The organism is Mesonia sp. K4-1 (genome assembly GCF_008017825.1).
Classification (GTDB): domain Bacteria; phylum Bacteroidota; class Bacteroidia; order Flavobacteriales; family Flavobacteriaceae; genus Mesonia.
The window spans coordinates 360,095-386,550 of the sequence record NZ_VRLS01000086.1 but is presented as its reverse complement, the minus strand read 5'-3'; the positions used below and the strand labels follow the sequence as shown (position 1 = coordinate 386,550).

Sequence of the window (26,456 nt, the reverse complement as noted above, 5' to 3'; positions counted from 1 at the left end):
TTCAAGTATTTAATTCTAAAATAGGTTTTTTGAAGATTTATTCACATTTTTTAGTTGATAATTAGCCTTAATTTTCTTTTAAAAGCCTTGAATTAAAGTTACTTTTGCAGAAATTGATTTAACAACACTTTTATCATGCCCAACACACAACAACTAGAAGATTTTGTAACCCAAGTAAGAAGGGATATTCTTAGGCAAGTTCATAAAGTAAATAGTGGTCACCCAGGAGGTTCTCTTGGTTGTGCCGAATTTTTTACTGCACTTTACCAAGAGGTGATGGATTTTTCTACAGATTTTACCATGGATGGAAATAACGAAGATCTTTTCTTCCTTTCTAATGGTCATATTTCTCCTGTATTTTATAGCGTTCTCGCTAGAAGCGGATTTTTCCCTGTAGAGGAACTTAACACGTTTAGACTCTTAGATTCTCGCTTGCAAGGACACCCAACTACCCACGAAGGTTTACCTGGAATTAGAATTGCTTCTGGTTCATTAGGTCAAGGTATGTCTGTTGCCATTGGTGCAGCCGAAGCTAAAAAATTAAATAAAGATTCTCATATTATCTATTCTTTACACGGAGATGGAGAGTTACAAGAAGGTCAAAACTGGGAAGCTATTATGTATGCTGCCGGAAATAAAGTAGACAATCTTATTGCTACGGTAGACCTTAACGGACAGCAAATTGACGGTTGTACAGATAATGTTCTTCCTCTAGGAAATATAAAAGATAAGTTCGAAGCATTTGGCTGGGACGTTTTAGAAGTAAAAGAAGGAAATAACATTACCAAAGTAATTGAAGGTTTAAAAGAAGCAAAATCTAGAACCAGAAAAGGAAAACCTGTTTGTATCTTATTACATACAGTTATGGGTAATGGTGTAGATTTTATGATGCACACACACGCTTGGCATGGTAAAGCTCCTAACGATGAGCAATTAGAAACAGGTCTTTCTCAAAATGCAGAAACTCTAGGAGATTATTAATCAGCACAACACACACAAAATGAAAAAATATACAGATTCAGGTAAAAAAGATACACGCTCTGGTTTTGGAGCAGGATTAGAAGAATTAGGAAAAAAGAATGAAAACGTAGTAGCCTTGTGTGCAGATTTAACGGGTTCCTTAAAAATGGATGCGTTTAAAGAAAATCATCCCGATCGTTTCTTTCAAGTAGGAATTGCTGAAGCTAATATGATTTCGATGGCAGCAGGGATGACCATTGGAGGAAAAATTCCGTTTACCGGAACTTTTGCTAACTTCTCTACAGGAAGGGTGTACGATCAAATTCGTCAAAGTGTAGCCTATTCTGGGAAAAATGTAAAAATTTGTGCTTCTCACGCAGGTTTAACTTTAGGAGAAGATGGGGCAACACATCAAATTCTAGAAGATCTTGGACTAATGAAAATGCTTCCAGGAATGACTGTCATCAATACTTGTGATTACAATCAAACCAAAGCAGCTACCATAGCTATAGCTGAACATGACGGACCAGTTTACCTACGTTTTGGAAGACCAAAAGTAGCTAACTTTACCCCAGAAAATGGAACATTTGAAATTGGGAAAGCTGTACAGTTAACTGAAGGAATTGATGTAACGATTGTGGCTACTGGTCACTTAGTTTGGGAAGCACTTCAAGCTGCAGAACAATTAGAAGAAGCAGGAATTACAGCTGAAGTAATCAACATTCATACGATTAAACCTTTAGATGATGAGGCTATTTTAAACTCTGTAAAGAAAACAGGCTGTATAGTTACTGCAGAGGAGCATAATTTCCTTGGCGGATTAGGAGAAAGTGTAGCTCGCGTTTTAGCTAAAAACCATCCTACTCCACAAGAATTTGTAGCTACCAAAGATACTTTTGGAGAAAGCGGAACTCCAGAACAATTGATGGATAAATACGGTCTTAACGCCGAAGCTATTATCAAAGCTACTAAAAAAGTTATCGAGAGAAAATAATCCTATTCTTTCTCAAATAAAAAAGCCCTTGAAATTTCAAGGGCTTTTTTTATACTTTAAAGTTACTTTTAACGAGTTAACTTTTTATACTTAATTCGTTTTGGCATTACATCGCCTCCTAAACGTTTTTTCTTGTTCTCTTCATAATCAGAGAAACTTCCTTCAAAGAAATACACTTGAGAATCTCCCTCAAAAGCAAGAATATGTGTACATACTCTATCTAAGAACCATCGGTCGTGAGAAATAACTACCCCACATCCTGCAAAGTTTTCCAAACCTTCTTCTAAGGCTCTCAGTGTATTTACATCCAAGTCATTGGTAGGCTCATCGAGAAGTAAAACGTTTCCTTCTTCTTTTAAAGTCATCGCTAAATGTAAACGGTTACGTTCACCACCAGAAAGCATATTTACTTTCTTGTTTTGTTCGCTTCCGCTAAAGTTAAACCGACTTAAATAAGCTCTAGAATTTACTTCTTTACCGCCCATCATCACCATATCTTGCTCATCACTAAAGTTCTGCCAGATGGTTTTTTCAGGATCAATATTTGAGTGACTCTGGTCTACATAAGCAATCTTAGCGGTCTCCCCTACTTTGAATTCTCCTTTATCTGATGTTTCCTCACCCATAATCATTTTAAAGATAGTGGTTTTACCAGCTCCGTTAGGACCAATAATCCCCACGATACCAGCCTGCGGAAGCTTAAAGTTTAAATCTTCATATAATAACTTATCTCCAAAAGCTTTGCTTACCCCTACAGCTTCAATCACATTATTTCCTAAACGCGGACCGTTAGGAATGTAGATCTCTAGCTTTTCATCCATTTGCTTTTGATCCTGACTCATCAACTTATCGTAGTTATTTAAACGAGCTTTTTGTTTGGCTTGCCTTCCTTTAGGCGCCATCTTTACCCATTCTAACTCTCGCTCTAAAGTTTTTTGACGCTTAGAAGCCGATTTTTGCTCTTGAGCCATTCGCTTAGATTTTTGATCTAACCAAGAAGAATAGTTCCCTTTCCAAGGAATTCCCTCTCCGCGATCTAATTCTAAAATCCATCCAGCAACATTATCTAAGAAATAACGGTCGTGAGTAACAGCAATTACAGTTCCTTTATATTGTTGTAAGTGATGTTCTAACCAATGTACCGATTCGGCATCTAAGTGGTTAGTTGGTTCATCTAATAATAAAATATCTGGTTCTTGTAATAATAATCTACACAAAGCCACTCGACGACGCTCACCTCCAGAAAGTACCCCTATTTTCTTATTGGCATCTGGAGTTCTTAACGCATCCATTGCAATTTCTAATTTAGTATCAATTTCCCAAGCATTGGTTGCATCAATTTTATCTTGCAAAGTAGCTTGTTTGTCCATCAGTTTTTGCATTTTATCTGCATCCTCATAAACTTCAGGTAACCCAAATTGATCGTTGATGGAGTTATACTCATCTAAAACCGCCATGGTTTCTGCAACTCCTTCTTTTACTACCTCTAAAACCGTTTTGTCTTCATCCAATTTAGGTTCTTGCTCTAAATATCCAATCGAATAGCCTGGGGAAAAAACTACATCTCCTTGATAGTTTTTTTCTTGTCCTGCTATAATACTTAGTAAGGTAGATTTTCCAGATCCGTTAAGACCTAAAATTCCAATTTTAGCTCCGTAGAAGAAACTTAAATAAATGTTTTTTAAAACCGGAGTATTTGCATTCTTATACGTTTTGGTGAGTCCAGACATGGAAAAAATCACCTTTTTATCATCTGCCATTGTAATTTTGTTTTTATGAATTTATTGGGCGTTACCACACTTTCATAAAAAATGTAAGTGAGGTCGCGCTATTCGCTATATCTCTGTTTTTTGCTGAATCGCAAAAAAGGAGGATGCCGCTGTTATCGCTAACGCAAATATCTAAAAAATAATGATGTTAACACGTGTATTTGTTTAAGAAAACCATGCTCAATTCTCTAACATTATCATTTTATATTTATGAGCATTATAAATAGAGTACTTTAAATAATCTTAATTTTTATATCCAACTAATTTGAGATAGATAAATATATACGAATTCCTATTCAACTTATGTAAATCTATAATTGTAATAAAGATTACTTTAGTTTTAGGAAACTTGTAACCATTTAAAATTGATTAAACTCGCCCCTTTAAAGCATTAAATACCCAAGCAATAGCAAAAAAACCTATCCCTACCGCTGCAAAACCATAACCAGCTACTTCTGAATATTTAAAAGCCCCTAAGGCAATTAACCCTACTCCAACGACAATCATGATAAATGTGGCCCAAGCCAAAACAGTATTTTTATTCATGCTCATTTCTAATGTACTTTAATTTTTAATAAAACTTAATTGTAGTAAGTGTACAAAAATAGCATCTATTCTATAAAAAACTAAGATTATAACAAATCTTTAGGGCTAAAATAAGTTTTGGTTTTTGTATTTTCGCTACCAAACATTTGCGTTAAGGATTGAGCGGCCTGTTTAAGCTCTCCCAATGATAATTGGGAAGCGAGTAGCGAAAGCCTGACCCATTGGTAAATGGGAAACGCCCATAATTTGAATAACAATTAACCATGGATATAAAATTTAATAAAAACGAAGACCATAATAAATTATTGGTTTCAGATTTAAATAGTAAACTTAAAAAAGTCTACCTAGGTGGTGGTGAAAAACGCATTGAAAAGCATCACGCCAAAGGAAAAATGACTGCACGAGAGCGTATCGATTTTTTATTGGACGATCCAAGTAAATCTATTGAAATTGGTGCTTTTGCAGGAGAAGGAATGTATGAAGAACACGGTGGCTGTCCTAGCGGTGGTGTGGTGGTAAAAATAGGTTACGTATCTGGTAAACAAGTGATTGTTGTAGCCAATGATGCTACTGTTAAAGCTGGAGCTTGGTTTCCTATTACTGGAAAAAAGAATTTACGTGCACAAGAAATTTCGATTGAAAACAGACTTCCTATTATTTATTTAGTAGATAGCGCAGGAGTATATTTACCTATGCAAGATGAGATTTTTCCTGACAAAGAACATTTTGGAAGAATTTTTAGAAATAATGCAGTAATGAGTAGCATGGGAATTACCCAAATTGCTGCTGTTATGGGAAGTTGCGTCGCTGGGGGAGCTTATCTACCTATTATGAGTGACGAAGCTTTAATCGTTGAAAAAACTGGAAGTATTTTCTTAGCCGGTAGCTATTTAGTAAAAGCCGCTATTGGAGAAAGTATCGATAATGAATCTTTAGGTGGCGCCACAACACATTGCGAAGTAAGCGGTGTGACCGATTATAAGGCCAAAGATGATAAAGACGCTTTATCTAAGATTAAAAATATCATGGATAAAATTGGTGATTTTGATAAAGCTGGTTTTAACCGAAAGAAAGCAATTAAACCGAAATTAGATCCGCAAGAGATTTTTGGACATTTACCTGCAAAACGAAGTGACCAATACGATATGATGGAAATTATCAATCGATTAATTGATGATTCAGATTTTGAACCTTATAAAGATGGATATGGTCAAACGCTTATTACGGGTTATGCGCGTATTGATGGTTGGGCTGTTGGAATTGTAGCCAATCAAAGAAAAATTGTAAAAACTACTTCGGCTAAAACTAAACCTACAGAGATGCAGTTTGGTGGTGTTATTTATTCTGATTCTGCCGATAAAGCTACTCGTTTTATCGCAAATTGTAATCAAAAGAAAATTCCGTTAGTGTTTTTACAAGATGTTACTGGTTTTATGGTAGGAAGTAAAAGCGAGCACGGCGGTATTATTAAAGACGGTGCCAAGATGGTAAATGCAGTAAGTAATTCAGTAGTTCCTAAATTTACGATTGTTATCGGAAATTCTTATGGTGCGGGTAATTACGCTATGTGCGGAAAAGCCTATGACCCACGTTTAATCGCAGCTTGGCCAAGTGCAGAATTAGCAGTAATGAGTGGAAACTCTGCAGCTAAGGTATTATTACAAATTGAAACAGCTTCATTAAAGAAAAAAGGAGAAGAAATTACCCCTGAAAAAGAAAAAGAGCTTTTTGATAAAATCAAAGCAGATTATGACAGACAAGTAAGTCCGTATTATGCAGCTTCGCGCATTTGGACTGATGGAGTTATCAATCCTTTAGATACTCGTAAATGGGTTTCTATGGGAATTGAAGCCGCTAATCATGCTCCAATTACAAAAGACTTTAATCTAGGAGTGATTCAAACATAACAAATAATTTTATTGAAATCGAAAAAGCTATCCATAATGGGTAGCTTTTTCCGTTTAAATGTATTAATTTTATTTGCTTAAAATTATTTCTTTATTTTAAAAGGTCTTCTCATAGAAAAACAATTTCACTCTTTTACTTAAATATATAGTTTAAAGAATGAAAATTCTATTGTATACCTAAAATTTCATAATGAATAATTTTAAGCATTCATATTTATTGTTGTTATACCCCTTAAAAATTAATTTTGAAGAATAAGTTACATAACCTTATTGGTAAGCATGTCGAGTTATTTAATTTTATACAGCAGTATTCTATATTTGGCTATATTTTCTATGAAGCAGACCAAAATCAGGACTTTTATACTCACCCCTCTCTTCTTCAGCATTTAAAAAAATACAATGTATCCTTAGCAAATTTTAGCTTTAAATTAGAAACAGAAAGTTCTACAACATCAAAAAAGAAATATAAGGTTAAGATTATTATAGATGAAGAAACAGAGTTTATAAAAAAGGCTAAGAAAATAGAAGTCGTAGATGGTAATTCAACTTATATTCTACTGGCTTTTCATAAAAAATCCATAAAAATAAATTCTCCTAATGTTTCGATTAAAAGTTTTTCGATTGAAGAAAAATTAAAAATCAGCCAGAAAGCATTTAATAGTAATTTTGAAAATGCTGCTATAGGAATGGCCATTATTTCTTTAGACGGAACTTGGGAAAATGTAAATTCTGCCATATCTAATATGCTAGGTTATACAAAAAAAGAACTAAGTAAACTTACGTTTCAAGATATAACACATCCCGAAGACTTAAATATAGATTTACAATTTCTCGAACAACTTATTGCAGGAGAAATACCCCACTATCATTTAGAAAAGAGGTATTTTCACAAATCGGGTTCTTTAGTTTATGGAATTTTAGCAGTAAGTATTGTAAGAGATGATAACGACGCACCTTTATATTTCATCTCTCAAATTGTAGATATTACAAATAGAAAAAACGCTGAAAAAGAGATAAAAAAACTGCTTAAAACAAGTAAAGATCAAAATGGTCGGTTAAGAAATTTTGCACATATCGTATCTCATAACCTTAGATCTCATTCGGGAAATTTTTCTATGCTATTAGATATTTTAGATGATGAAACAGATGAAAACCAACGTGCAGAAATTATCTCTCATCTTAAAGTCGCTGCCAATCATTTAGGAGAGACGATACTACACCTTAATGAAATTGTGACCATGAACAATACTATTCATGATAACCTCATCGCTATCAATCTTCTTAAAGAAGTTAATTCCATTATTAAGGGCATTAAGCTTAATGATAATCAACTCTCTGTAAAAATAAATGTGAATATCCCTCCAGAGATTAAAGTTTTAGCTATAAAAGCTTATTTGAACAGTATTTTAATGAATTTTATAACAAACGGAATAAAATACAGCGACCCTAATAAAGAAAGTTTTTTAAATATTACTGCTAGTAAGAATCAAGAATTTGTTATTATTGAAATAACAGATAATGGTCTAGGAATTGATTTAGAAAAACACGGAGATAAAATTTTTGGTATGTATAAAACCTTCCACAAGCATGAAGACGCTAAAGGCATAGGATTATTTATCGCCAAAAACCAAATTGACGCCCTTAACGGAAAAGTAACTGTAAAAAGTAAAGTAAATAAAGGAACTACTTTTAAAATATATTTAAAACATGAGTAAATTAAAGATAGCATGTATTATTGATGATGACCCTATATTCATATTTGGCCTTAAAAAAGTGATGAATTCTGTGGATTTTGCAGAAGAGGTTTTAGTCTATAAAAACGGCGAAGATGCATTAGAAAATTTGATAGCTATTAAAGACGATAAAGAAGCCCTACCTGAAGTTATTCTACTCGACCTTAATATGCCAATAATGGATGGTTGGCAGTTTTTAGATGAATTTACTCAAGTAAAAGTGGATAAGAAAATTACGGTATATATTGTATCTAGCTCTATTGATCCTTTAGATTACGAAAAATCTAAAAAATACAGTCATATAGAAAACTATATTATCAAACCTGTGCAAACTGATGATTTAAAAACAATACTTAAAACTTTTAAGTCTCAAAATTAAAAACATCTACATCTAATTATTTACTCACTACCTTGTTAATCTCATGAAAAAAATCATATACTTTTTTATTCTATTAGGAATAACATTTGCTGGTCATTCGCAACTTTTAAGTCACAAACAAGGTAAGTATACCAAAGCAGATTCTTTACGAGGTTCACTTCGTCATGAAAGAACAAATTTTGATGTCTTAAAATATGATTTGCACGTTAAAGTAAATCCTGACGAACAATTTATTTCGGGTGTAAATAAAATCACATTAAAGGTTTTACAGCCTGCCCAACGTCTTCAACTAGATTTATTTGAAAATATGAAAGTTGATTCCATCGTGTTTAAAAAAAAGCCTCTTAAATACACCAGAGAATTTAATGCTGTTTTTATTGATTTTCCTTTTCCGCTTAACGGGAATAAAAACATCAATATCGATTTTTATTATTCAGGAAACCCTATTGTTGCTAAAAATGCTCCTTGGGATGGCGGTTTTATTTTTTCAAAAGATAAAAACGGAAAACCTTGGGTAAGTGTGGCTGTGCAAGGTACTGGTGCAAGTTTATGGTATCCTAACAAAGATCATTTAAGCGACGAACCCGAAGAAGCTGAAATCCATGTCGCTGTTCCAAACGGATTAATGAATGTTTCTAACGGAAGATTCACAGGGAAAAAAGAGCTTAATAATGGTTACACCCAATGGAGCTGGAAAGTAGAAAACCCTATTAACAATTACAATATTATTCTCAATATTGGAGATTATGTGCATATTCATGATACTCACAAAGATTTAGATTTAGATTACTACGTGCTTTCTTATAATGAAGAAAAAGCCAGAAAGCAATTTGAGGAAGTGAAACCTATGATGGATTGTTTTTATGAAAAATTTGGAGCTTATCCTTTTGTAGAAGACTCTTATAAGTTGGTAGAAACTCCATATTTAGGAATGGAACATCAAAGTGCTGTTGCATATGGTAACGGATTTGAAAACGGTTATTTAGGCCGAGATTTATCGGGTACGGGAGTTGGTCTAAAATGGGACTTTATTACCATCCACGAAACAGCTCACGAGTGGTTTGGTAATAGTATCACCGCTGCCGATATTGCCGATATGTGGATTCATGAATCCTTTACCTCGTATGCAGAATCGGTTTATGTAGAATGCCGTTGGGGAAAAGAAGATGCGCTTACTTATTTATTTGGTCTAAGAAGATCTATAGGAAATCAATCCCCTATCATTGGTGATTACGGTGTGAACAGTGAAGGTTCTGGAGATATGTATTACAAAGGCGCCAATATGTTAAACACGATTAGAAGTGTGATTAACGATGATAAAAAATGGTGGGCTTTATTAAAAGATTTTAGTCTTACCTACAAACATCAAATTATTGACACTCCTACAGTAATTAAATTTTTTGAGCAGCGTACAAAAGCACACCTCTCGCCTATTTTTGATCAATATCTAAAATACGCCCGTTTACCGGAATTACAACTTAAAGAAGAGAACAATAAAGTCTATGCCCGTTGGAAAACCGATATGGATAATTTTGATATGCCACTAAGATTTACGGTGGATGGAAAGGAAATTCTTGTAAAACCTACTACAGAATGGAAAAAAATGCCATTTAAAAAGAGTCTAGAGGATACCAAAATTAATTTGAGGGAGTATTATATTACGGTGAACTAAAAGATGAAAAAAATCTATCAACATACCCAAGTTAATGCTTTATTATGGATATTATCTGTCATTATTATTGGAGCTCAAGTAATTGTGTTATTAAAAAAAGAAACACTAGAAAATAACATTGCGCTCATTCCTATTGCTATTGTCACCTTAGTACTTGTACTTGCTTCCTTAATATTTACACGACTTACCATCACCATTACCAACAAACATATTGAAGCTGCTTTTGGATTTAGAGCCTTTGTGCAAAAAATGACTTTAGAAGATATTGATCCTTCAAAAATTGAGATTATAAAAACACCACTTTCTTATGGAATCGGGTTAAGAATGACTCCTAAAGGAACACTTTATAATACACGCCACGGTAAATCTTTACATATTACTTCTAAAGATGGAAAAAAAACTTTTTTTATAGGTTCAAAAAATGCGGAAGAGATTAAAGCTACTTTATTAAAAGAGTTGAAGTAAACACCTAATAATCAAACCTATTTTTTGGGAATTTATTCTAAGTTAGACTTCACCGTAAATTCCATCCAAGCTATAGTTTCTATTTGCATACTTAAATTGTAAGGATAGGCAGTTTTATCGAACAAAACAGCCTGTAAAACTTTGCTAAAAGTAGATTTCATGTATATTATCGACTTATTTAAAATTGAATTATGAAAGAGAATAAAATGCTTAATTATATAAAAGACGTATTAGAAAATATGCCAAGCGATTGGTTACATTTAACCACTCACCGTTTGGATATTTATAATGAAGAATTAGCTAAAACACAGTTTTTAGATCAGTTTGAAAATTTGTTTAATGATCATAACTCTACAACATCGGCTTTAAGTAAGTTACCTACTGCTTACGATTATATTCGACTAGGACATCCCCTATCTTCTATTTTGGAATGGGGAATTGCGAATTTGCACGAATTAGATGCTGAAGAAGTTATTAGTTTTCAATCTCAAACGGTTCCTGTTTTAGCCATTCTAAGAAAGAACTTATTAAATAATAAAAAAACACAAATTCTTTACACGCATCAATTACCAGATTTCTTTGATGCTGAAGTGATAAAACGTGTCTATGGTTATCAATTTGAATTAAAGAAAATTGACAAAACTTCAGATATTGCCACTTTTGACGGAAGCACTGTTTTGATTTCAGAAAACGATAAAGTTTCTAATATAGATCTTAACTCAAATATAGATTTCTATATTAATTTATATGGAGACTTAGGAAGTGTTTTGTTGATAAATGGAAAACAGAATGAAAGTTATATATCGGCTATTCAGCATGTGAGAAGAAGAGAGACAATATCTATGACACCAGAGAATTGCTATACTGCTTTAAAATCTCTTGTGGCACATTCTTCCGTGGAAACTAAAAAAAATATAGCTGAAGCAAATAAAACAAGTGTTAAAGGTTCTATTAATTCCATAACAGGTACCACAACAAAAGCATTGGTTGCTTCAAGCGGATTATCGATGCAGTATGCCATTATGATGGGACTTGTTGACGATGCTTTAGAAAATCATAAAGGAAAAGAAATTAAATTTATTGTTCCTCCAAATTGCTATGGAGGGACCAACGACCAAGCTAGAAGAGTGGCTGCTTGTCTTGATAATGTTGAAGTTGTAGATTTGCCTGTAGATGGTGATAATGATATGGTTAAAAGTATCGATACGGTGTTAACGCAGATCGCTCAAGAAGATGCAGTTCCTTATATTATCGCAGAGATCCCTACAAATCCAAGAGTAGAAGTTCCCGAACTTCAAAAATTAAAAGAAGTTTTAAGTACCGAACGTAAAACAGCAACAGGAGAAACTGCTATTGATCCTGTGTTTATTCTCGACCAAACGTTTTGTCCTAATTATCAGTTTTTAGGGAAAGGAAAAATACTTTCTACGGTACGTACCATTTCCTATGTAAGCGGATCTAAATTCCCTAGCGGCGGAAAATGTACTGCTGGCTACTGTGTGGGGAATAAAAACACAGAAGCATTGATTGAAAAAGTAGGAAAGCATTTAGAACTTTGTGACAATGAGGCGACAGCACTTCAATATAAAATATTAGCAAAGCAAATGCCTTCTATGAATCAGCGTATAAAAGATGCTTATAAAAATACGCGTGAATTTGTAACGTTTATCCACAAAGTTTTACCTGAAGCTAAGATTAATTTCGTTTCTGATAAATTGGCAAGTCAAGGTTTTACGCCATCGGTTTTTTCATTAGATCTTCCTACCAAAGGAGAAACTGCTGAAGAAAAAGAAGCCTACAAGAGAAAATTAAACTTAAAGTTGATCAATCTAATGATTACTGAAATCTCTACGGAAAGTAAGTTTTGTGTCAGCTACGGTCAGTTAAAAGGTTGTTATTGGACGGTACCTGCGACCTCAACTCAAGGTACCACCAAAGAAGGTGACAAAGATTACATCGTTAGAGTTTCCGTTTCTGGCAACTTAGATCTTGAACTTCACATGAAGGTATTTTTAGATTTTGTAGAGAGCATCTAATTCTCTCACAAATAATTAAAAAAGCCGTCTATTTTACAAAGCTTCTGTAAAATAGACGGCTTTTTTTATAGAACTATACTTATTCTAATCGAGCTTTTAAGGTATGATTTCTATGGATTTTACCGGTATGTGTTTCTTCAAACTTTTCTACAAAATAGATTTTTTTAGGTTTTTCAAATTTAGATAAACCCTTATGTTTGTGAATTTGCACGGTTAGATCTTTTAAACTTTCTTCAGAAAAAGGAGCTTCTACAAATAAGATTACTTTCTCTCCCAACGCATCATCCGGTAGTGAAGTGATAAAAAAACGATGCAGAATTATAGATTCTAACTTTCTTTCCACTTGTTCTGGAAAAATCTTGATTCCGCCAGTATTGATAACATGATCTATTCTTCCTCGCCAAAAGAATTTTTTATAAGTTACCAGTTCTACAATATCATTAGTTGTAATAGGATCTGACGAAACTCCTGGTGCCTTAATAATTAAACAACCCCTTTCATCTATACTTACCGTAACATTAGGTAATACCTTAAACGGAATTTCTTTTTTCTTACTTTTTTTTGAATTTACCCTACGAGCTGCAATATGGGTGACCGTTTCTGTCATTCCGTATGTTTCGTAGATTTTGGTAGAGATCCCTTGAACAAGTTGTTTCAGCGGAAGCGAAATAGCTCCGCCTCCCACAATCAATTTAGAGATTAAATGCAGTCTTGCTAAAGAATTGTCTAATTGAAATGGGGTCATCGCACAAAAATCAAAACGTTTATACATTTGATCTAAGGGATTTGATTTTGGAGGTACACTTTCTATATGCCAACCTAAAACCATAGCGCGTACCAACATCATTTTGCCTGCTATATAGGTTGCGGGTAAGCACAATAACGCCGTTGTTTGTTCTGGAAGTTTAAAGAATTTACCGGTAGCTTTAGCGCTATTTACCATCCATTCTTTTTCAATTTTTATAACTTTTGGGGTACCTGTAGAGCCAGAGGTATGTACTTCTACAAAACTTTTATCGTCTAACCATTCTAAAAAAAAGTTTCCAATCTCTTGTTCGTGGGGTTCTCCTTCTTGAATATAGTATGTAGACAATTGAATAAGTCCAGATTCATTCAATTGGTTTTTATTCAACTGAAAATCTTCATGTATATGTGGTGTAAAATCAACTGTGTTATCTACCATAACCAAAGGTTGTATTTCAATAAAAACTGAGTGTTATCAAAACAATAATTTTATTTTAATTTATAATTTCTGCAGGAGTTTCAACTTTACCAAAAAGTTTTTCTTTCCAATTTTTCCACTTATAGGTTTTTGCCATAATGATAAAAAAGATAGGATATACGATTAATAAAGGTAAGAAAACATCAAAACCTATGGTAGGTTCTGCGACATCTTTCAATAGTGATTCTGACTGGAAAGCGGTCCAGTTTGCGGTTACTAGAATAATTCCGACAAGGTTATTTCCTGCATGAAAACCTAAAGCCAGTTCCATTCCTTCATCCATTAAAGTGATAATTCCTAAAAACAAACCTGTACCTATGTAAAAAAATAAAATGAGATAACCTAGTTTATCTACTTCAGGATTAGCAATATGTAACAGCCCAAAAATGATGGAGGTCATCATTAACGGAAACCACTTATTTTTAGCTAGCACTCCAAAGCCTTGCATAAGATAACCTCTAAATAAATACTCTTCTATACTCGTTTGTATGGGAACCATCACAATAGCTATTAAACAGAGTATAAGAAATGGTATGGGTTTAAAATTCCATACATAATTTTCTGGGTTACTTTGATAATCAATGAGTATAGAAACCGATGAGAATACAGCTATCAGCCCAAAACCAAGCAAAATCCTACCCCAATCTACCTTTTTCCTTGTCGTTGTTATCGTCATAAAATTAATGTGGTGTAAGTATTTAAGGGCTATTTTAAGTCCTATAAAACCTACTGCAAAAGAAAGTAAGAGTAAAAATATGAGAAGGTTGGGGTCTAAACTTTGCATCATTTGGGATTGCGACATCATAGAAGCTTCCCAACCATTTTCTAAAAAGATGGCCACCGTTAATGGGATTTGACCAATAACAGCAGCTAAAGCAACTATTAATGATCCTACTAAATATAACCAAAAATCGTGCTTACCACGAAAGGCTTGTTCTATAAACATCTAAAATTTTATTTGTTGAGTTTCCCAAGTTAGTTGGGGATTATAATTTAAATTCTCTCCTTTTACTTGCAACGGACTTTCTATATTATTTGTAAATAAGCTTCCCGTTCCTAAACCTTGTGGCATTGGGTTATTTTGTAAATACGTGAATTGTGCAATTGCATTTAAACCTATATTGCTCTCCAAAGCGCTGGTAATCCACCAACCTATTTGATTTTTTTCAGCAAGATTTATCCATTCTTTAGTTCCTTGAAAACCGCCAATAAGACTCGGTTTTAAAATGATATATTGAGGTTTAATTTCTTGTATTAGTTTTTCCTTATCGGAAGCATTAAAAACACCTATTAATTCTTCATCTAGAGCTATAGGCAAAGGCGTTTCATTGCATAGTTTAGCCATTTCTTTACATTGCCCTTGACGGATGGGTTGCTCGATGCTATGCAAATTTAAATCGCTTAACCTCTTTAATTTTTCTAGCGCATCCTCTGACTGAAATGCTCCATTGGCATCTACTCGAAGTTCTATTTCTTTAGCTGAAAATTCTTTTCGTATATATTGAAGCAGCTCCATTTCGGCATCAAAATCTATGGCTCCTATTTTAAGTTTTATACAACTAAAGCATTGTTGGATTTTATCTTCAATTTGTTCTTTCATAAACGACTTCTCCCCCATCCAAATAAGTCCGTTGATAGGAATACCCGCTTTTCCTTCCGTAAAATGAGAGGGAAAGAGAACAAAAGGATCTTTGCTATCTAAAGACTGCAAAGCCATTTCTAACCCGAATAGTATAGAAGGAAACTCTTTTAATTCCGTAAAGAGAGAATTGATATCATCTTCTATATGTGCACAAAGCCATTGGAGTTTTTCTTCGTAATCGGGACGGTCATCTATACTCAATCCCCGTAATATACCGCATTCCCCAATTCCTTTTTTCCCTTCTTTCTCTATAATTATATACCAAGTTTCTTTGGTAGTAAGAACGCCCCGAGAGGTTCCACTGGGGCGTTTAAAGTTTAAAATATGTTTGTGATAAGTTGCTTTCATTAAATCTCAATGCTTTCTCCGATTTCTAACAAGAGAAGTTCTTTCTTTTTCATTTTAAATTTCTCTTTCGCTACTTTGTGATCTATTTCTATAAAACCAAACGTATCATAATGACAACCTAATATCTTATTACATTCAATAAAATCGCTTGCAATCACTGCTTCATCCACTCCCATTGTAAAGTTATCACCAATAGGTAACACTGCTAAATCTAGGTCGTGACGCATGGGAATAAGTTTCATGTCCATAGTTAGTGCGGTATCTCCTGCAATATAAATACACTTTTCACAAGCTTCTACAACAAATCCCCCAGGTTGTCCTCCATAACTTCCATCAGGAAAAGAACTGGTGTGAATAGCATTTACATAGGTTACTTTACCAAAATCAAACTCCCAAGAACCACCATGATTCATAGGATGTACTTTTAAATCTTTCGCCTCATAATGATTAGCAATTTCATAATTACTCACCACCGTAGCTCCTGTATTTTTAGCAATAGCTTCTACATCTAAAGTATGATCTTGATGCGCGTGGGTAACTAAGATGTAATCTGCTTTTAAATGCTTAATATCCACTTTATCTTTAGAAAGATCATTCCCTGTGATAAATGGATCTACTATAATATGTTTTCCGCCTACTTCTATAGAAAGGCTATTTTGTCCGTAAAAGGTAATTTTCATGACTTTAATTTTGGTTTGAATTTAATAAAAATAGATGTAAACCTTAAAAGCTTCACATATATATAACATTTTTAATTATTCGTATAAAATATACCTAATATAAGGTATTTCATAAAGTATTTGAAAACAGTAGATTTGCTATAACGTAAAACCTTTTATTATGGCTATTTATTCCGTAATAATTTCAATAAGCTATTAAGAGGAAGAAGGGGTTGAAGTTGATATGGAGTTAACCACCTAACTAGAATTGAAGTTAGAAAGTTTTATCAACTTTATTTAAAACTTTTTTTAATCGTTAAAACCATATACAGTAACAAGCTGTCTTAAAAATTTGTTTGTTTTTGTCTGAAGAGAGAAGTTCTATAACGGATTTCTCTTTTCTTTTTTAGACAAAACTCAGTATTAAAAAAATAAGAGATATAGCAAAAGTACTTAAAGCTACTTTTTTAAGTTCAGGATCTAACAATACCGGACTTGTGTTTTCTTTCACTGTTTTTAAATGAATAAATAAAGGAACAAAAGCGAGTAAGCACCAAGCGGATCTATAAAATTGAGCGAGAAGAATAAATAATGTAAAACAGATAAAAGCGAAGAGAATTAAGAAATAATGATATCGTTTTGCTTTTTTAGCCCCTAAAAAAACAACCAACGTATTTTTTTGAGCTTTAGCATCACTTTCTTGATCCCGCATATTATTTAAATTCAACACTGCAGTACTTAATAAACCTATGCTTATAGCAGGTAAAATAGCGATAAAATTAAAAGAATGCGTGTATAAAAAATGAGATCCCAATACACTTACCAAACCAAAGAAAAGAAATACAAATACGTCTCCTAAACCTCGATAGCCGTAAGCAGATTTCCCTACAGTATATTTTATTGCTGCTGCGATAGAAGCTAAACCCAATAAAAAAAACAACATAGAAAATAAAAAGTTTTCACTTCCGAAAGCTGTATAAATTAAAAGTGAAGCCATTATTATGCTAAAAAAACTAGCTACGATCATTCCTATTTTCATTTCTTGATGAGAAATAATTCCGCTTTGTATTGCACGCATAGGTCCTACTCTATCTTCATTATCGGTACCTTTTATTCCATCTCCATAATCGTTTGCAAAATTGGATAACACTTGTAAGCCTAAAGTCGTTAAGAGCGCAAAAACAAATATGGGGTAAGAAAAATAGCCTTCCCATTTTGCTAAAGCTGTACCTACTAATATTCCAGAAATAGAAAGTGGCAAGGTCCTTAACCGTGCTGCAGAAACCCAAGTTTTAAATTTTGTCATTATGAACGAATTTTAAATAAGAGTTCTTTATACAGATCTATAGGTGTCGCCGAAACAGAGTTAATTCCTTTGCTTTTCATATCTATTTCTCTTAAGGTAGCCACAATACCACTCACTTCTCTCATAGGGTAATGATTTGCTGCTGTACTATAATCGGCTACAAAATAAGGATTTACTTTAAGAGCTTTAGCAACACTTCCTTTAGACTTATCTTTTAAACCGTGATATAATAACACTTTAGAAAAGAAATTATAAAGTATAGGAATAGTTAAGACTATGGGGTGATTTTTTTGATTTTGAGCAAAATATTCAATAATGCGGTATGCTTTGGTGTAGTCTTTTACTCCAAAAGCTTTTTGTAATTCAAAATTATTAAAGTCTTTGCTTATCCCAATATTTTCTTCAATAATTTCGGGAGTAATTTCATTTCTTCCCGCTAAGATCAATTCAAGCTTATCTATCTCATTGGTGATTTTTGCTAGATCGTTCCCTAAAAATTCGGTTAGTAAATGAGCAGCTTTGGGAGAAATGTTATATCCTCTTCGTTTTACCTCATCCTTAATCCAAGTAGGAATTTGGTTTTCATAGATTTTCTTACTTTCAAAAATAACTCCGCTTTTCGCTATAGCTTTATAAACACGTTTACGTTTATCTAGCTTTTTATACTTGTAGCAAAAAATTAAAATCGTGGTAGCTTGCGGATTTTCAGCATAAGCCTCTAATTGATTTTTTTTCTTATCGCTTTGCGCTAAAATCTCTCTAGATAAGTCTTGCGCTTCCTTCACCAAGACTACTTGATATTCTGCCATCATAGGAAAACGCTTAGCTGTACTTAACACCTCATCTAGGCTTACATCTTTTCCGTAAAGGGTAGTTTGGTTAAAAGCTTTTTCATCTTCTGTTAAAATGGTGTCGCTTAAATATTCTGATATTTTATCAATATAGTACGGCTCCTCTCCCATCAAAAAATAAATTGGCTTTAATTTTCGCTGTTTTATATCTTGTAAAAGAGGGTTCAATTCCATAAAAAAATAACTTCGCTAAAGCGGAAAAGGTAGAAATTTGTTTTCTTTGGTGTCTATGAATAAACTTAACTTTCCGTCTTATCAATTTCGGTTCAAAAATAACGAAAATAAAGTGTCTATTTTTGATGTTATACGTAAAAAATTTATCATTCTTACACCCGAAGAATGGGTAAGACAACATACCGTTCATTATTTACACCAGGAAAAAAAATATCCGCTACAACTTATTAATGTAGAAAAGCAGCTTCAACTTAACGGATTAGTAAAACGTTACGATGTGGTTGGGTTTTATAAAGACGGTAGTTTACAGCTTATTGTAGAATGTAAAGCTCCTTCTGTAAAGATAACTCAAGATACCTTCGACCAAATTGCACGTTACAATATGGCTTTAAAAGCACGTTTTTTAATGGTCACTAACGGATTGAATCATTACTTTTGTCAATTGAATTACGAGGAAGAGAAATATGAGTTTTTAAAAGAAATCCCCAATTTCTCTAGTTAAAAATAATCTATGACCACAGCAGTAGTAATTTTAAATTGGAACGGGAGAGCGCTTTTAGAGCAATTTTTACCGTCGGTGGTAAAACACTCAAGTTCTGCAAACATTTATGTCGCCGATAATGCTTCCACAGATGATTCTATAGCTTTTGTTACAGAGAATTTCCCACAGGTTAAAATCATACAGAATAAAGAAAACGGCGGCTATGCGAAAGGTTATAATGATGCTTTGGCAGAATTAAAGGAAGATGTTTTCATCTTACTAAATAGCGATGTAGAAGTAACCCCCAATTGGCTAGAACCTCTTGAGTATATGTTCGCTTCTTCACCAAACATAGCCGTTATTCAGCCTAAAATTCTAGATTATAAAAAGAAAACTCATTTTGAATATGCGGGAGCCGCAGGCGGGTTTATTGACCGACTAGGTTATCCTTATTGCCAAGGAAGAATCTTTAATACTTTAGAAAAAGATGAAGGTCAATATAATGAGGATAAAGAAATTTTTTGGGCAAGTGGCGCTTGTTTAGCCATTAGAAGAAGTGTATTTGAAGAAGTTAATGGCCTAGATGAAGATTATTTCGCTCATCAAGAGGAGATCGATTTATGTTGGCGCATAAATAATAAAGGTTATGAATGTTGGTACAATGCTTCTTCTAGTGTTTACCACTTAGGCGGAGCTACTTTAAATGTCATGAACCCAAAGAAAACATTCTATAACTTTAGAAATTCGCTTTACAATTTATTAAAAAATGTTTCTGGTATTAAAGCTTACGTATTTATATTTATTCGAATGCTGTTAGATGCTGTTGCCGGAATTCAGTTTTTGTTTCAAAAAAGACCTCAGCATCTTTTAGCCATATTAAAAGCTCACGCTAGTTTTTATCTGCATTTTTTTCAGGTAAAGAGAAAAAGATCACAAGGGAATGATTCTCAAAGATATCCGCTTATATTTTCAATTGTCTGGAAATACTTTATTCAAAAGAAAAGAAAATTTAGTGAATTAAAATAAGTTATAAAATTGTTAATCTCTTATAAACGTATTTCAATTTTAATAGCTTTGGTGCCTCAAAACAAGTATAAACAATTAAGTTATGAAACGTATATTTTTATTTACAGCATCTGCTGTTTTATTATTTTCTTCTTGTGTTTCTTCTAAGAAATACAAAGAATTAGAAGCGAAGCAACAAGACACTCAGGATCTATTAAACACAGCTACCGTAAAGCTTAATACGTGTTTAGAAGAAAAAGAAAACCGAGTGAGTAGCTTACAAGAACAAATTAACTTGCTTAAAAATACCAACTCTGCTTTATTAAATTCTCAAGGAGATTTATCTACTTTATCTAAAAAAGGAGCAGAAAACTTAGAGCGTTCTTTAGAAAGTATTAAAGAAAAAGACCTTCAAATTAAAACTATGCGTGACGCGATCAACAAAAAAGATTCGGTTACTTTAGCATTAGTTACTAGTTTAAAAGGTGCTTTAGGAAACATTAACGATGAGGATATCGAGATTAATGTAGAAAAAGGAGTTGTTTTTGTATCGATTTCAGATAAATTATTATTCCGTAGTGGAAGTTACCAAGTTTCTAACCGAGCTAAAGAAGTGTTAGGAAAAGTAGCTAAAGTGGTAAAAGACAAGAAAGACTTTGAGTTTATGGTAGAAGGTCACACCGATACCGACCCAATTAACAATTCTTGTATTATTGATAACTGGGATTTAAGTACTAAGAGAGCAACTGCTGTGGTACGTATCTTACAAAACGATTTTAACGTAGATCCTTCAAGAATGACTGCTGCGGGTAGAAGTGAATATGTTCCTGTAGATAGCAATTCTTCTAGAGATGGAAAAGCAGCTAACCGTAGAACAAGAATTGTTGTTCTTCCTAAGTTAGATCAATTTTACGGAATGATTGAAGAAGGAATGAAAAAAGCAAAATAAGCTTAGATTAAAGATTATAATTAAAAAGTCCTCGATAATTATCGAGGACTTTTTTTTATTCCGTAAAAAAGGGTTCGTATTGCAAGACTCTAAAATCTATAGTATCTAACTGCGGATTTTTGAGTTTCATTTGTTTATAAAGCCCCATACTTCCAACCGCTCGGTTAGCAGCTCCAGAAGGCGCTGTTAGAGAAACTGTTTTAATTAAGCGCCCATCCAATACAAATTGATGTATTCTTGGGACTTCTTTGCTTACTTTTTTTAACTGAATATCTTTTAAACCTTTTATATGTCTTCTAAAAAAATACTCTGGACCGTTCTTGCTGTTACCGCCCGTAAATAGTAAGGTGTCTACTTTTGGGTTTTCTCTCAAAATGCCAATTAGGTCTCTCAATTTAGGCTTTAACATGCCAATATCGGAAGCATCTATTTTCTCCCGATACGCATATTCTACCATATCGCAAATTCCTAAATTATTTTCTATGAGTAGGTTTTTTCTCTCTTCTATCGCTTCCGCGGAATTTTCAAAACGCAAATCTACTTTAAAGATTTGAGCTAAAATTTTCCAAAGCTGTCCGTCACGGCTTCCGTAGCAAAAATTTACATCATCGGGTTTAAAGTCACCAGTCGTAAATCTTGGTGGCGGTAAAGTACCCACAATAAGTTTAGTCGCAGATTCTGGAATAAAAGGCGGATAAGGGTGTTGGTGTTTAAACATACTACGCTAATTCTACCACCAAATCTTCACTAAAAACCATAGTGCCTTTTTCTAGGTGAATTTTTTTAATTTTTCCACTGGCATTCGCTGTAATGGTAGTTCCCATTTTCATCGCTTCAATGACAAACAAAGGCTGATTTTTTTTCACCTCCTCACCTTCTTTTACCAAAATTTCTGAAAGTGATCCTTGCAACGGAGCTGCTACGTGTTTATCATTATCTTTTTCGGCTCTTAAGTGACTTACTTTTTCTACTTTAATAGAAGCATCTTGTATTTCTACGTTTCTAGTTTGCCCGTTAATTTTAAAGAAAACGGTTACCTGCCCTTCTTCATTAGCGTCTCCTACAGAAACCAGTGTGATCAATAGCGTTTTACCTTTATCGAGTTCTACAATAATCTCTTCGCCAGGTTGCATACCGTAAAAGAAATTTTTGGTAGGAATTTGCATCACCTTACCATATTTTACGTAGTGATCGTAGAGGTCTTCAAACACTTTAGGGTAAAGTTTGTAAGACAGGAAATCTGTTATTTCCCATTCACGATCCATTCCTTTTATAAATTTCTTTTTAAATTCTTCAAACTCCTTATCAAAATCTACAGGTTCTAAATGCGCATTAGGACGTTCGGTGTAAGGAGCATCATCTCGTAATATGATTTTTTGAAGTTCTTTTGGAAATCCGCCGAAAGGCTGACCTAAATCTCCTCTAAAGAAACTTTTAACCGATTCTGGAAAACTTATACTTTCTCCTTTTTCTAAAACATCTTTTATGGTGAAGTTATTACTCACTAAATATTGAGCCATATCTCCTACTACTTTACTACTAGGTGTTACTTTTACAATATCTCCAAACAACTGATTGACCTCGCTGTACATCGCGGTAATCTCGTTAAAACGGTCTTTTAATCCTAAAGATTCAGCTTGAGGAACTAAATTAGAATATTGCCCTCCAGGAATTTCATGGCGATACACTTCTCCTGTTCCCGATTTTAAACCAGATTCAAATGGATAGTAGTATTCTCGCATACTCGTCCAATAATTAGAATAAGCATTGAGGCTTTTAATATCCATCTCGTTTTCTCGCTCTTGGTAACGCATCGCTTCTGCCATGGCATTAAAATTAGGCTGAGAAGTTAAACCAGATAAACCTCCTAAAGCTACATCTACTACATCTACACCAGCTTCAATGGCTTTCATATACGTGGCAGATTGAATAGATGAAGTATCGTGTGTATGAAGGTGAATAGGAATATTAATTTCTGCCTTTAAGGCTGAGACTAATTCCGCGGCAGCGTAAGGCTTTAATAGGCCTGCCATATCTTTAATGGCTAAAATATGAGCTCCAGCATTTTCTATATCTTTTGCTAAACGCAAATAATAATCTAAGTTGTATTTGGTGCGTTTTGGATCTAGAATATCGCCTGTGTAACACATGGCTCCTTCAGCAAGACCGTTGGTTTTTGTCCTCACATATTCTATACAAGGGGCGATGGACTCCATCCAATTAAGAGAGTCGAAAATTCTAAAAATATCGACTCCGTTTTCCCAAGCCTCTTCTACAAATTTTTCAATAAGATTATCGGGGTATGCCGTATAACCGACTCCGTTTGAACCCCTAATCAACATTTGAAACAAAACGTTAGGCATCGCTTTTCTTAATAAGCGTAAACGTTCCCAAGGGTTTTCTTTTAAAAAACGCATACATACATCGAAGGTTGCTCCTCCCCACACTTCCATACTAAACACTTCGGGATGGTTCCTGGCAAAACCTTCTGCTACGCTCATCATATCTTTAGTCCGCATACGAGTGGCCAATAAGCTTTGGTGTGCATCTCGCATGGTGGTATCGGTAAAATGTATCTTCTTTTCGGCTTTAAGCCATTGAGAAAATTTTTCTGGTCCTAATTCTGTAAGTAAGTCTTTGGTTCCTTTTGGGTATGCTTGTTGTTTATCAAATTTAGGAACTACAGGATTGACCAATTTTTTAGTAGAATCGATGGTTTTTACATCTGGATTTCCATTAACAATAATGTCTCCAAGAAAATTCACCATTTTGGTAGCTCGGTTTCTTGGTTCTTTAATTTCAAAAAGTGCTGGTGTATTTTTTATGTAATTAACGGTTACTTCTCCTTGTCTAAAAATAGGGTCTTTTAGTATATTATCTAAAAACGCCATGTTGGTTTTTACACCACGTACTCTAAATTCGGCTAATGCTCTTCGCATTTTTCTGCAAGCGCCATCTAAAGTTCTACTGCTAGCGGTAACTTTAACCAACATAGAATCAAAAAACGGAGAAATATTGACCCCTTGATAAACACTACCTGCATCTAATCGTATTCCAAAACCGCTAGCGCTTCTATAAGTGGTAATGGTTCCGTAATCGGGCTTAAAATCATTTTTAGGATCTTCGGTGGTTATTCTACATTGTACAGCGAAACCTTTTACTTCTAATTTATCTTGAGAAGGAATTTTAATTTGTTGATCTTCTAATTTGTATCCACCTGCAATAAACAATTGTGCTTTTACCACATCGATTCCTGTAACCACTTCGGTCACCGTATGTTCTACTTGTATTCTCGGGTTGACTTCTATAAAGTAAATGCTCCCATCATCATCTACAAGAAACTCAACCGTTCCCGCATTGTTATAATTTACAGCATTTCCTATTTTTAAAGCATAGTCGTATAATTTCTGTTTGGTTTCTTCCTTTAAGCCAAAAGATGGAGCGATCTCTATTACTTTTTGATAACGTCGTTGTACAGAGCAATCTCGTTCAAAAAGATGCACCAAATTACCGTGATTATCTCCCAATAACTGAATTTCAATATGCTTAGGATTTTCAACAAATTTCTCTATAAAAACAGTATCATCTCCAAAGGCATTAACTGCTTCTCGTTTAGATTCTGGGTAGGCTTTACGGAGTTCTTCATCTGTTCTAATTACCCGCATCCCGCGACCTCCACCTCCAGAAGCTGCTTTTAACATAATAGGATAACCTATTTTCTCTGCTTCCGCGGAAGCGATATCAACTGTAGTTAATTCTTTTTCATTGCTTTTTATAATCGGGATATCATTTTCTATCGCCACCTTTTTGGCCATAATCTTATCTCCCAAAGCTTTGAGAATAGATACTTTAGGCCCTATAAAAATGATGTCGTTATCTTCACAGGCCTGGGCAAAGTCGGCATTTTCTGATAAAAATCCATATCCAGGGTGAATGGCGTCAATCCCGTTTTCTTTAGCCACAGCTATAATCTTATCAATATCTAAATAAGGTTTTAACGGCTCTGAGTCTTCTCCTATTTGGTAGGCTTCATCTGCCTTGTAACGATGTAGAGAATAGCGATCTTCAAAGGTGTAAATTCCTACGGTACGTAGACCAATTTCTGTACACGATCTAAAAATACGAATGGCAATTTCTCCTCTATTAGCGACTAAAACTTTATTGATTTTCATAAGCTTTGATGGAATAAAAAATTAAAAAAATGAGTCCGATTTAAATATCTGAATAATGATTTTAATTTGCTACAAGTTTTAGAAAACCTTAGTATTTTAAATTTAAAATGTGTGTCCTAGAAGCGGTTATCCCCATCTAAAAAATTGCCTAAACCTCCCAATAAGCTACCTTCTCCTTTATCTTTTCCCCCTCCTTGTGGTGCAGCTGCAAAAACTCTACTGGCTAACCTGCTAAAAGGTAATGATTGAATATAGACTGTACCTGGTCCTGTTAAGGTCGCAAATACCATCCCTTCTCCACCGAAGAGTGTATTTTTAATTCCGCCTACAAATTGAATATCATAATCTACAGTAGCATCAAAACCGATAATACAACCTGTATCTACCTTGAGTTTTTCACCAGCAGCCAATTCTTTAACTGCAGTAGTTCCTCCTGCATGGACAAATGCCATCCCATCTCCTTCTAGTTTTTGCATGATAAAACCTTCTCCTCCAAAAAAACCTCTACCCAAACGTTTTGAAAACTCTACTCCTACTGAAACTCCTTTAGCTGCACATAAAAAAGCATCCTTCTGACAAATAAATTTTCCATTAAAACGGTCTAAATCTATAGGAATAATTTTTCCGGGATATGGAGAAGCAAAACTCACTTTCTTCTTCCCTGAAATATTGTTGTAGAAAACTGTCATAAACAAACTCTCACCCGTAAGAAGACGTTTTCCTGCTCCCATCATTTTCCCTAAAAAACCTTGGTCTTTAGTCGAACCATCTCCGAAGATAGTTTCCATTTCTATACCTTGATCCATCATCATAAAAGAACCTGCTTCAGCTACAACAGCTTCTTGAGGATCTAACTCTATTTCTACATATTGCATTTCTTCACCAAAAATTTGGTAATCTATCTTGTGTGCATTCATTTCTTTTTTATTGTTTTGATTAAAAATATACGCGAACAAAAGGCATAAAAGCACTACCATACATACTTTTATCTTCCTTATATAATATGTCGTACCTCACGCCAATTGTTACATTTCCTGCCACAAATCATCCTCTTAAAAATAAGGCGGGATACCAAATATTTTCTTCTAAAGTTTCATCAAGTGTTTTTAACTACCTGTTTACGCGTAGTTGTTCAAACTCTACCGAAAATTTATTTAACTGAAAAAGGAGGAGTTTTCCTAAAACG

The 26,456-nt window shown here is 34.0% G+C and carries 23 protein-coding genes; 11 read left to right on the top strand and 12 right to left on the bottom strand.

Annotation, left to right across the window (positions count from 1 at the left end; all coding sequences use genetic code 11):
• The first annotated feature begins 135 nt into the window (after positions 1 to 135).
• Together FT986_RS14040 and FT986_RS14035 are read left to right on the top strand one after the other, a co-directional pair.
• Positions 136 to 981 carry a transketolase gene (locus FT986_RS14040; protein ID WP_147865593.1) on the top strand — a complete coding sequence of 282 codons (846 nt, stop codon included), beginning with the start codon at positions 136 to 138 and terminating at the stop codon, positions 979 to 981.
• Between the two features lie 19 nt (positions 982 to 1,000).
• Entirely contained in the window at positions 1,001 to 1,954 is a 954-nt protein-coding gene (locus tag FT986_RS14035; RefSeq protein ID WP_147865592.1) for a transketolase family protein, read from the top strand.
• A gap of 68 nt (positions 1,955 to 2,022) precedes the next feature.
• Here the strand turns inward: FT986_RS14035 and ettA are convergent, their stop codons facing one another.
• On the bottom strand, positions 2,023 to 3,714 hold the full coding sequence (gene ettA / locus FT986_RS14030) for an energy-dependent translational throttle protein EttA (protein WP_147865591.1): 1,692 nt from the start codon (positions 3,712 to 3,714) through the stop codon (positions 2,023 to 2,025).
• A 378-nt stretch (positions 3,715 to 4,092) separates the two neighbouring features.
• Positions 4,093 to 4,269 carry a CAL67264 family membrane protein gene (locus FT986_RS14025; RefSeq protein WP_245924771.1) on the bottom strand — a complete coding sequence of 59 codons (177 nt, stop codon included), beginning with the start codon at positions 4,267 to 4,269 and terminating at the stop codon, positions 4,093 to 4,095.
• A gap of 263 nt (positions 4,270 to 4,532) precedes the next feature.
• Here FT986_RS14025 and FT986_RS14020 point away from each other — a divergent pair, with 263 nt between their 5' ends.
• The 5 genes from FT986_RS14020 to FT986_RS14000 all read left to right on the top strand — a co-directional run bounded on the left by FT986_RS14020 (position 4,533) and on the right by FT986_RS14000 (position 10,425).
• Positions 4,533 to 6,176: an acyl-CoA carboxylase subunit beta gene (locus tag FT986_RS14020; RefSeq protein WP_147865590.1), complete on the top strand. Its 1,644-nt coding sequence runs from the start codon at positions 4,533 to 4,535 to the stop codon at positions 6,174 to 6,176.
• A 245-nt stretch (positions 6,177 to 6,421) separates the two neighbouring features.
• On the top strand, positions 6,422 to 7,891 hold the full coding sequence (locus tag FT986_RS14015) for a PAS domain S-box protein (protein ID WP_147865589.1): 1,470 nt from the start codon (positions 6,422 to 6,424) through the stop codon (positions 7,889 to 7,891).
• Complete coding sequence (locus FT986_RS14010; protein ID WP_147865588.1) at positions 7,884 to 8,288, top strand: response regulator; 405 nt, start codon at positions 7,884 to 7,886, stop codon at positions 8,286 to 8,288. Before FT986_RS14015 ends, FT986_RS14010 begins: the two co-directional genes overlap by 8 nt.
• 43 nt (positions 8,289 to 8,331) lie before the next feature.
• The gene (locus FT986_RS14005; RefSeq protein ID WP_147865587.1) at positions 8,332 to 9,960 is read left to right on the top strand and encodes a M1 family metallopeptidase; all 1,629 of its coding nucleotides are present in this window, start codon (positions 8,332 to 8,334) and stop codon (positions 9,958 to 9,960) included.
• Positions 9,961 to 9,963: 3 nt separating this feature from the next.
• The gene (locus FT986_RS14000) at positions 9,964 to 10,425 is read left to right on the top strand and encodes a hypothetical protein (RefSeq protein ID WP_147865586.1); all 462 of its coding nucleotides are present in this window, start codon (positions 9,964 to 9,966) and stop codon (positions 10,423 to 10,425) included.
• Between the two features lie 32 nt (positions 10,426 to 10,457).
• On the opposite strand, the gene FT986_RS16235 is transcribed toward FT986_RS14000, so the two are convergent.
• Entirely contained in the window at positions 10,458 to 10,586 is a 129-nt protein-coding gene (locus FT986_RS16235; protein ID WP_255505983.1) for a hypothetical protein, read from the bottom strand.
• A gap of 30 nt (positions 10,587 to 10,616) precedes the next feature.
• Here FT986_RS16235 and FT986_RS13995 point away from each other — a divergent pair, with 30 nt between their 5' ends.
• Positions 10,617 to 12,461, top strand: coding sequence for a PLP-dependent transferase (locus FT986_RS13995; protein WP_147865585.1), 1,845 nt, complete (start codon positions 10,617 to 10,619; stop codon positions 12,459 to 12,461).
• Between the two features lie 79 nt (positions 12,462 to 12,540).
• Here FT986_RS13995 and FT986_RS13990 read toward each other — a convergent pair whose 3' ends face one another.
• The 6 genes from FT986_RS13990 to holA all read right to left on the bottom strand — a co-directional run bounded on the left by FT986_RS13990 (position 12,541) and on the right by holA (position 18,663).
• Positions 12,541 to 13,644, bottom strand: a complete 1,104-nt coding sequence (locus tag FT986_RS13990; RefSeq protein ID WP_147865584.1) for an AMP-binding protein — start codon at positions 13,642 to 13,644, stop codon at positions 12,541 to 12,543.
• A 55-nt stretch (positions 13,645 to 13,699) separates the two neighbouring features.
• A complete protein-coding gene (locus FT986_RS13985; protein ID WP_147865583.1) occupies positions 13,700 to 14,629 on the bottom strand; it encodes a CPBP family intramembrane glutamic endopeptidase in 930 nt (309 codons plus the stop codon).
• Entirely contained in the window at positions 14,630 to 15,673 is a 1,044-nt protein-coding gene (locus tag FT986_RS13980) for an o-succinylbenzoate synthase (protein ID WP_147865582.1), read from the bottom strand.
• A complete protein-coding gene (locus FT986_RS13975) occupies positions 15,673 to 16,353 on the bottom strand; it encodes a metal-dependent hydrolase (protein ID WP_147865581.1) in 681 nt (226 codons plus the stop codon). The genes FT986_RS13980 and FT986_RS13975 overlap by 1 nt, the downstream gene beginning before the upstream one ends.
• 385 nt (positions 16,354 to 16,738) lie before the next feature.
• Positions 16,739 to 17,638 (bottom strand): 1,4-dihydroxy-2-naphthoate octaprenyltransferase, encoded by a 900-nt coding sequence (menA, locus tag FT986_RS13970; protein ID WP_147865580.1) that lies wholly within the window; start codon positions 17,636 to 17,638, stop codon positions 16,739 to 16,741.
• Positions 17,638 to 18,663, bottom strand: coding sequence for a DNA polymerase III subunit delta (gene holA, locus FT986_RS13965; RefSeq protein ID WP_147865579.1), 1,026 nt, complete (start codon positions 18,661 to 18,663; stop codon positions 17,638 to 17,640). The genes menA and holA overlap by 1 nt, the downstream gene beginning before the upstream one ends.
• Before the next feature lie 55 nt (positions 18,664 to 18,718).
• Here holA and FT986_RS13960 point away from each other — a divergent pair, with 55 nt between their 5' ends.
• The 3 genes from FT986_RS13960 to FT986_RS13950 all read left to right on the top strand — a co-directional run bounded on the left by FT986_RS13960 (position 18,719) and on the right by FT986_RS13950 (position 21,098).
• The gene (locus FT986_RS13960) at positions 18,719 to 19,165 is read left to right on the top strand and encodes a type I restriction enzyme HsdR N-terminal domain-containing protein (protein WP_147865578.1); all 447 of its coding nucleotides are present in this window, start codon (positions 18,719 to 18,721) and stop codon (positions 19,163 to 19,165) included.
• A gap of 9 nt (positions 19,166 to 19,174) precedes the next feature.
• A complete protein-coding gene (locus FT986_RS13955; protein WP_147865577.1) occupies positions 19,175 to 20,170 on the top strand; it encodes a glycosyltransferase family 2 protein in 996 nt (331 codons plus the stop codon).
• Positions 20,171 to 20,252: 82 nt separating this feature from the next.
• Positions 20,253 to 21,098, top strand: a complete 846-nt coding sequence (locus tag FT986_RS13950) for an OmpA family protein (RefSeq protein WP_111541519.1) — start codon at positions 20,253 to 20,255, stop codon at positions 21,096 to 21,098.
• 55 nt (positions 21,099 to 21,153) lie between these two features.
• Here FT986_RS13950 and FT986_RS13945 read toward each other — a convergent pair whose 3' ends face one another.
• The 3 genes from FT986_RS13945 to FT986_RS13935 form a co-directional block, all read right to left on the bottom strand.
• Entirely contained in the window at positions 21,154 to 21,816 is a 663-nt protein-coding gene (locus FT986_RS13945; protein ID WP_147865576.1) for a uracil-DNA glycosylase family protein, read from the bottom strand.
• Position 21,817: 1 nt separating this feature from the next.
• Positions 21,818 to 25,270, bottom strand: a complete 3,453-nt coding sequence (locus tag FT986_RS13940) for a pyruvate carboxylase (protein ID WP_147865575.1) — start codon at positions 25,268 to 25,270, stop codon at positions 21,818 to 21,820.
• Between the two features lie 116 nt (positions 25,271 to 25,386).
• On the bottom strand, positions 25,387 to 26,187 hold the full coding sequence (locus tag FT986_RS13935) for a TIGR00266 family protein (protein ID WP_147865574.1): 801 nt from the start codon (positions 26,185 to 26,187) through the stop codon (positions 25,387 to 25,389).
• Between the last annotated feature and the right edge of the window lie 269 nt (positions 26,188 to 26,456).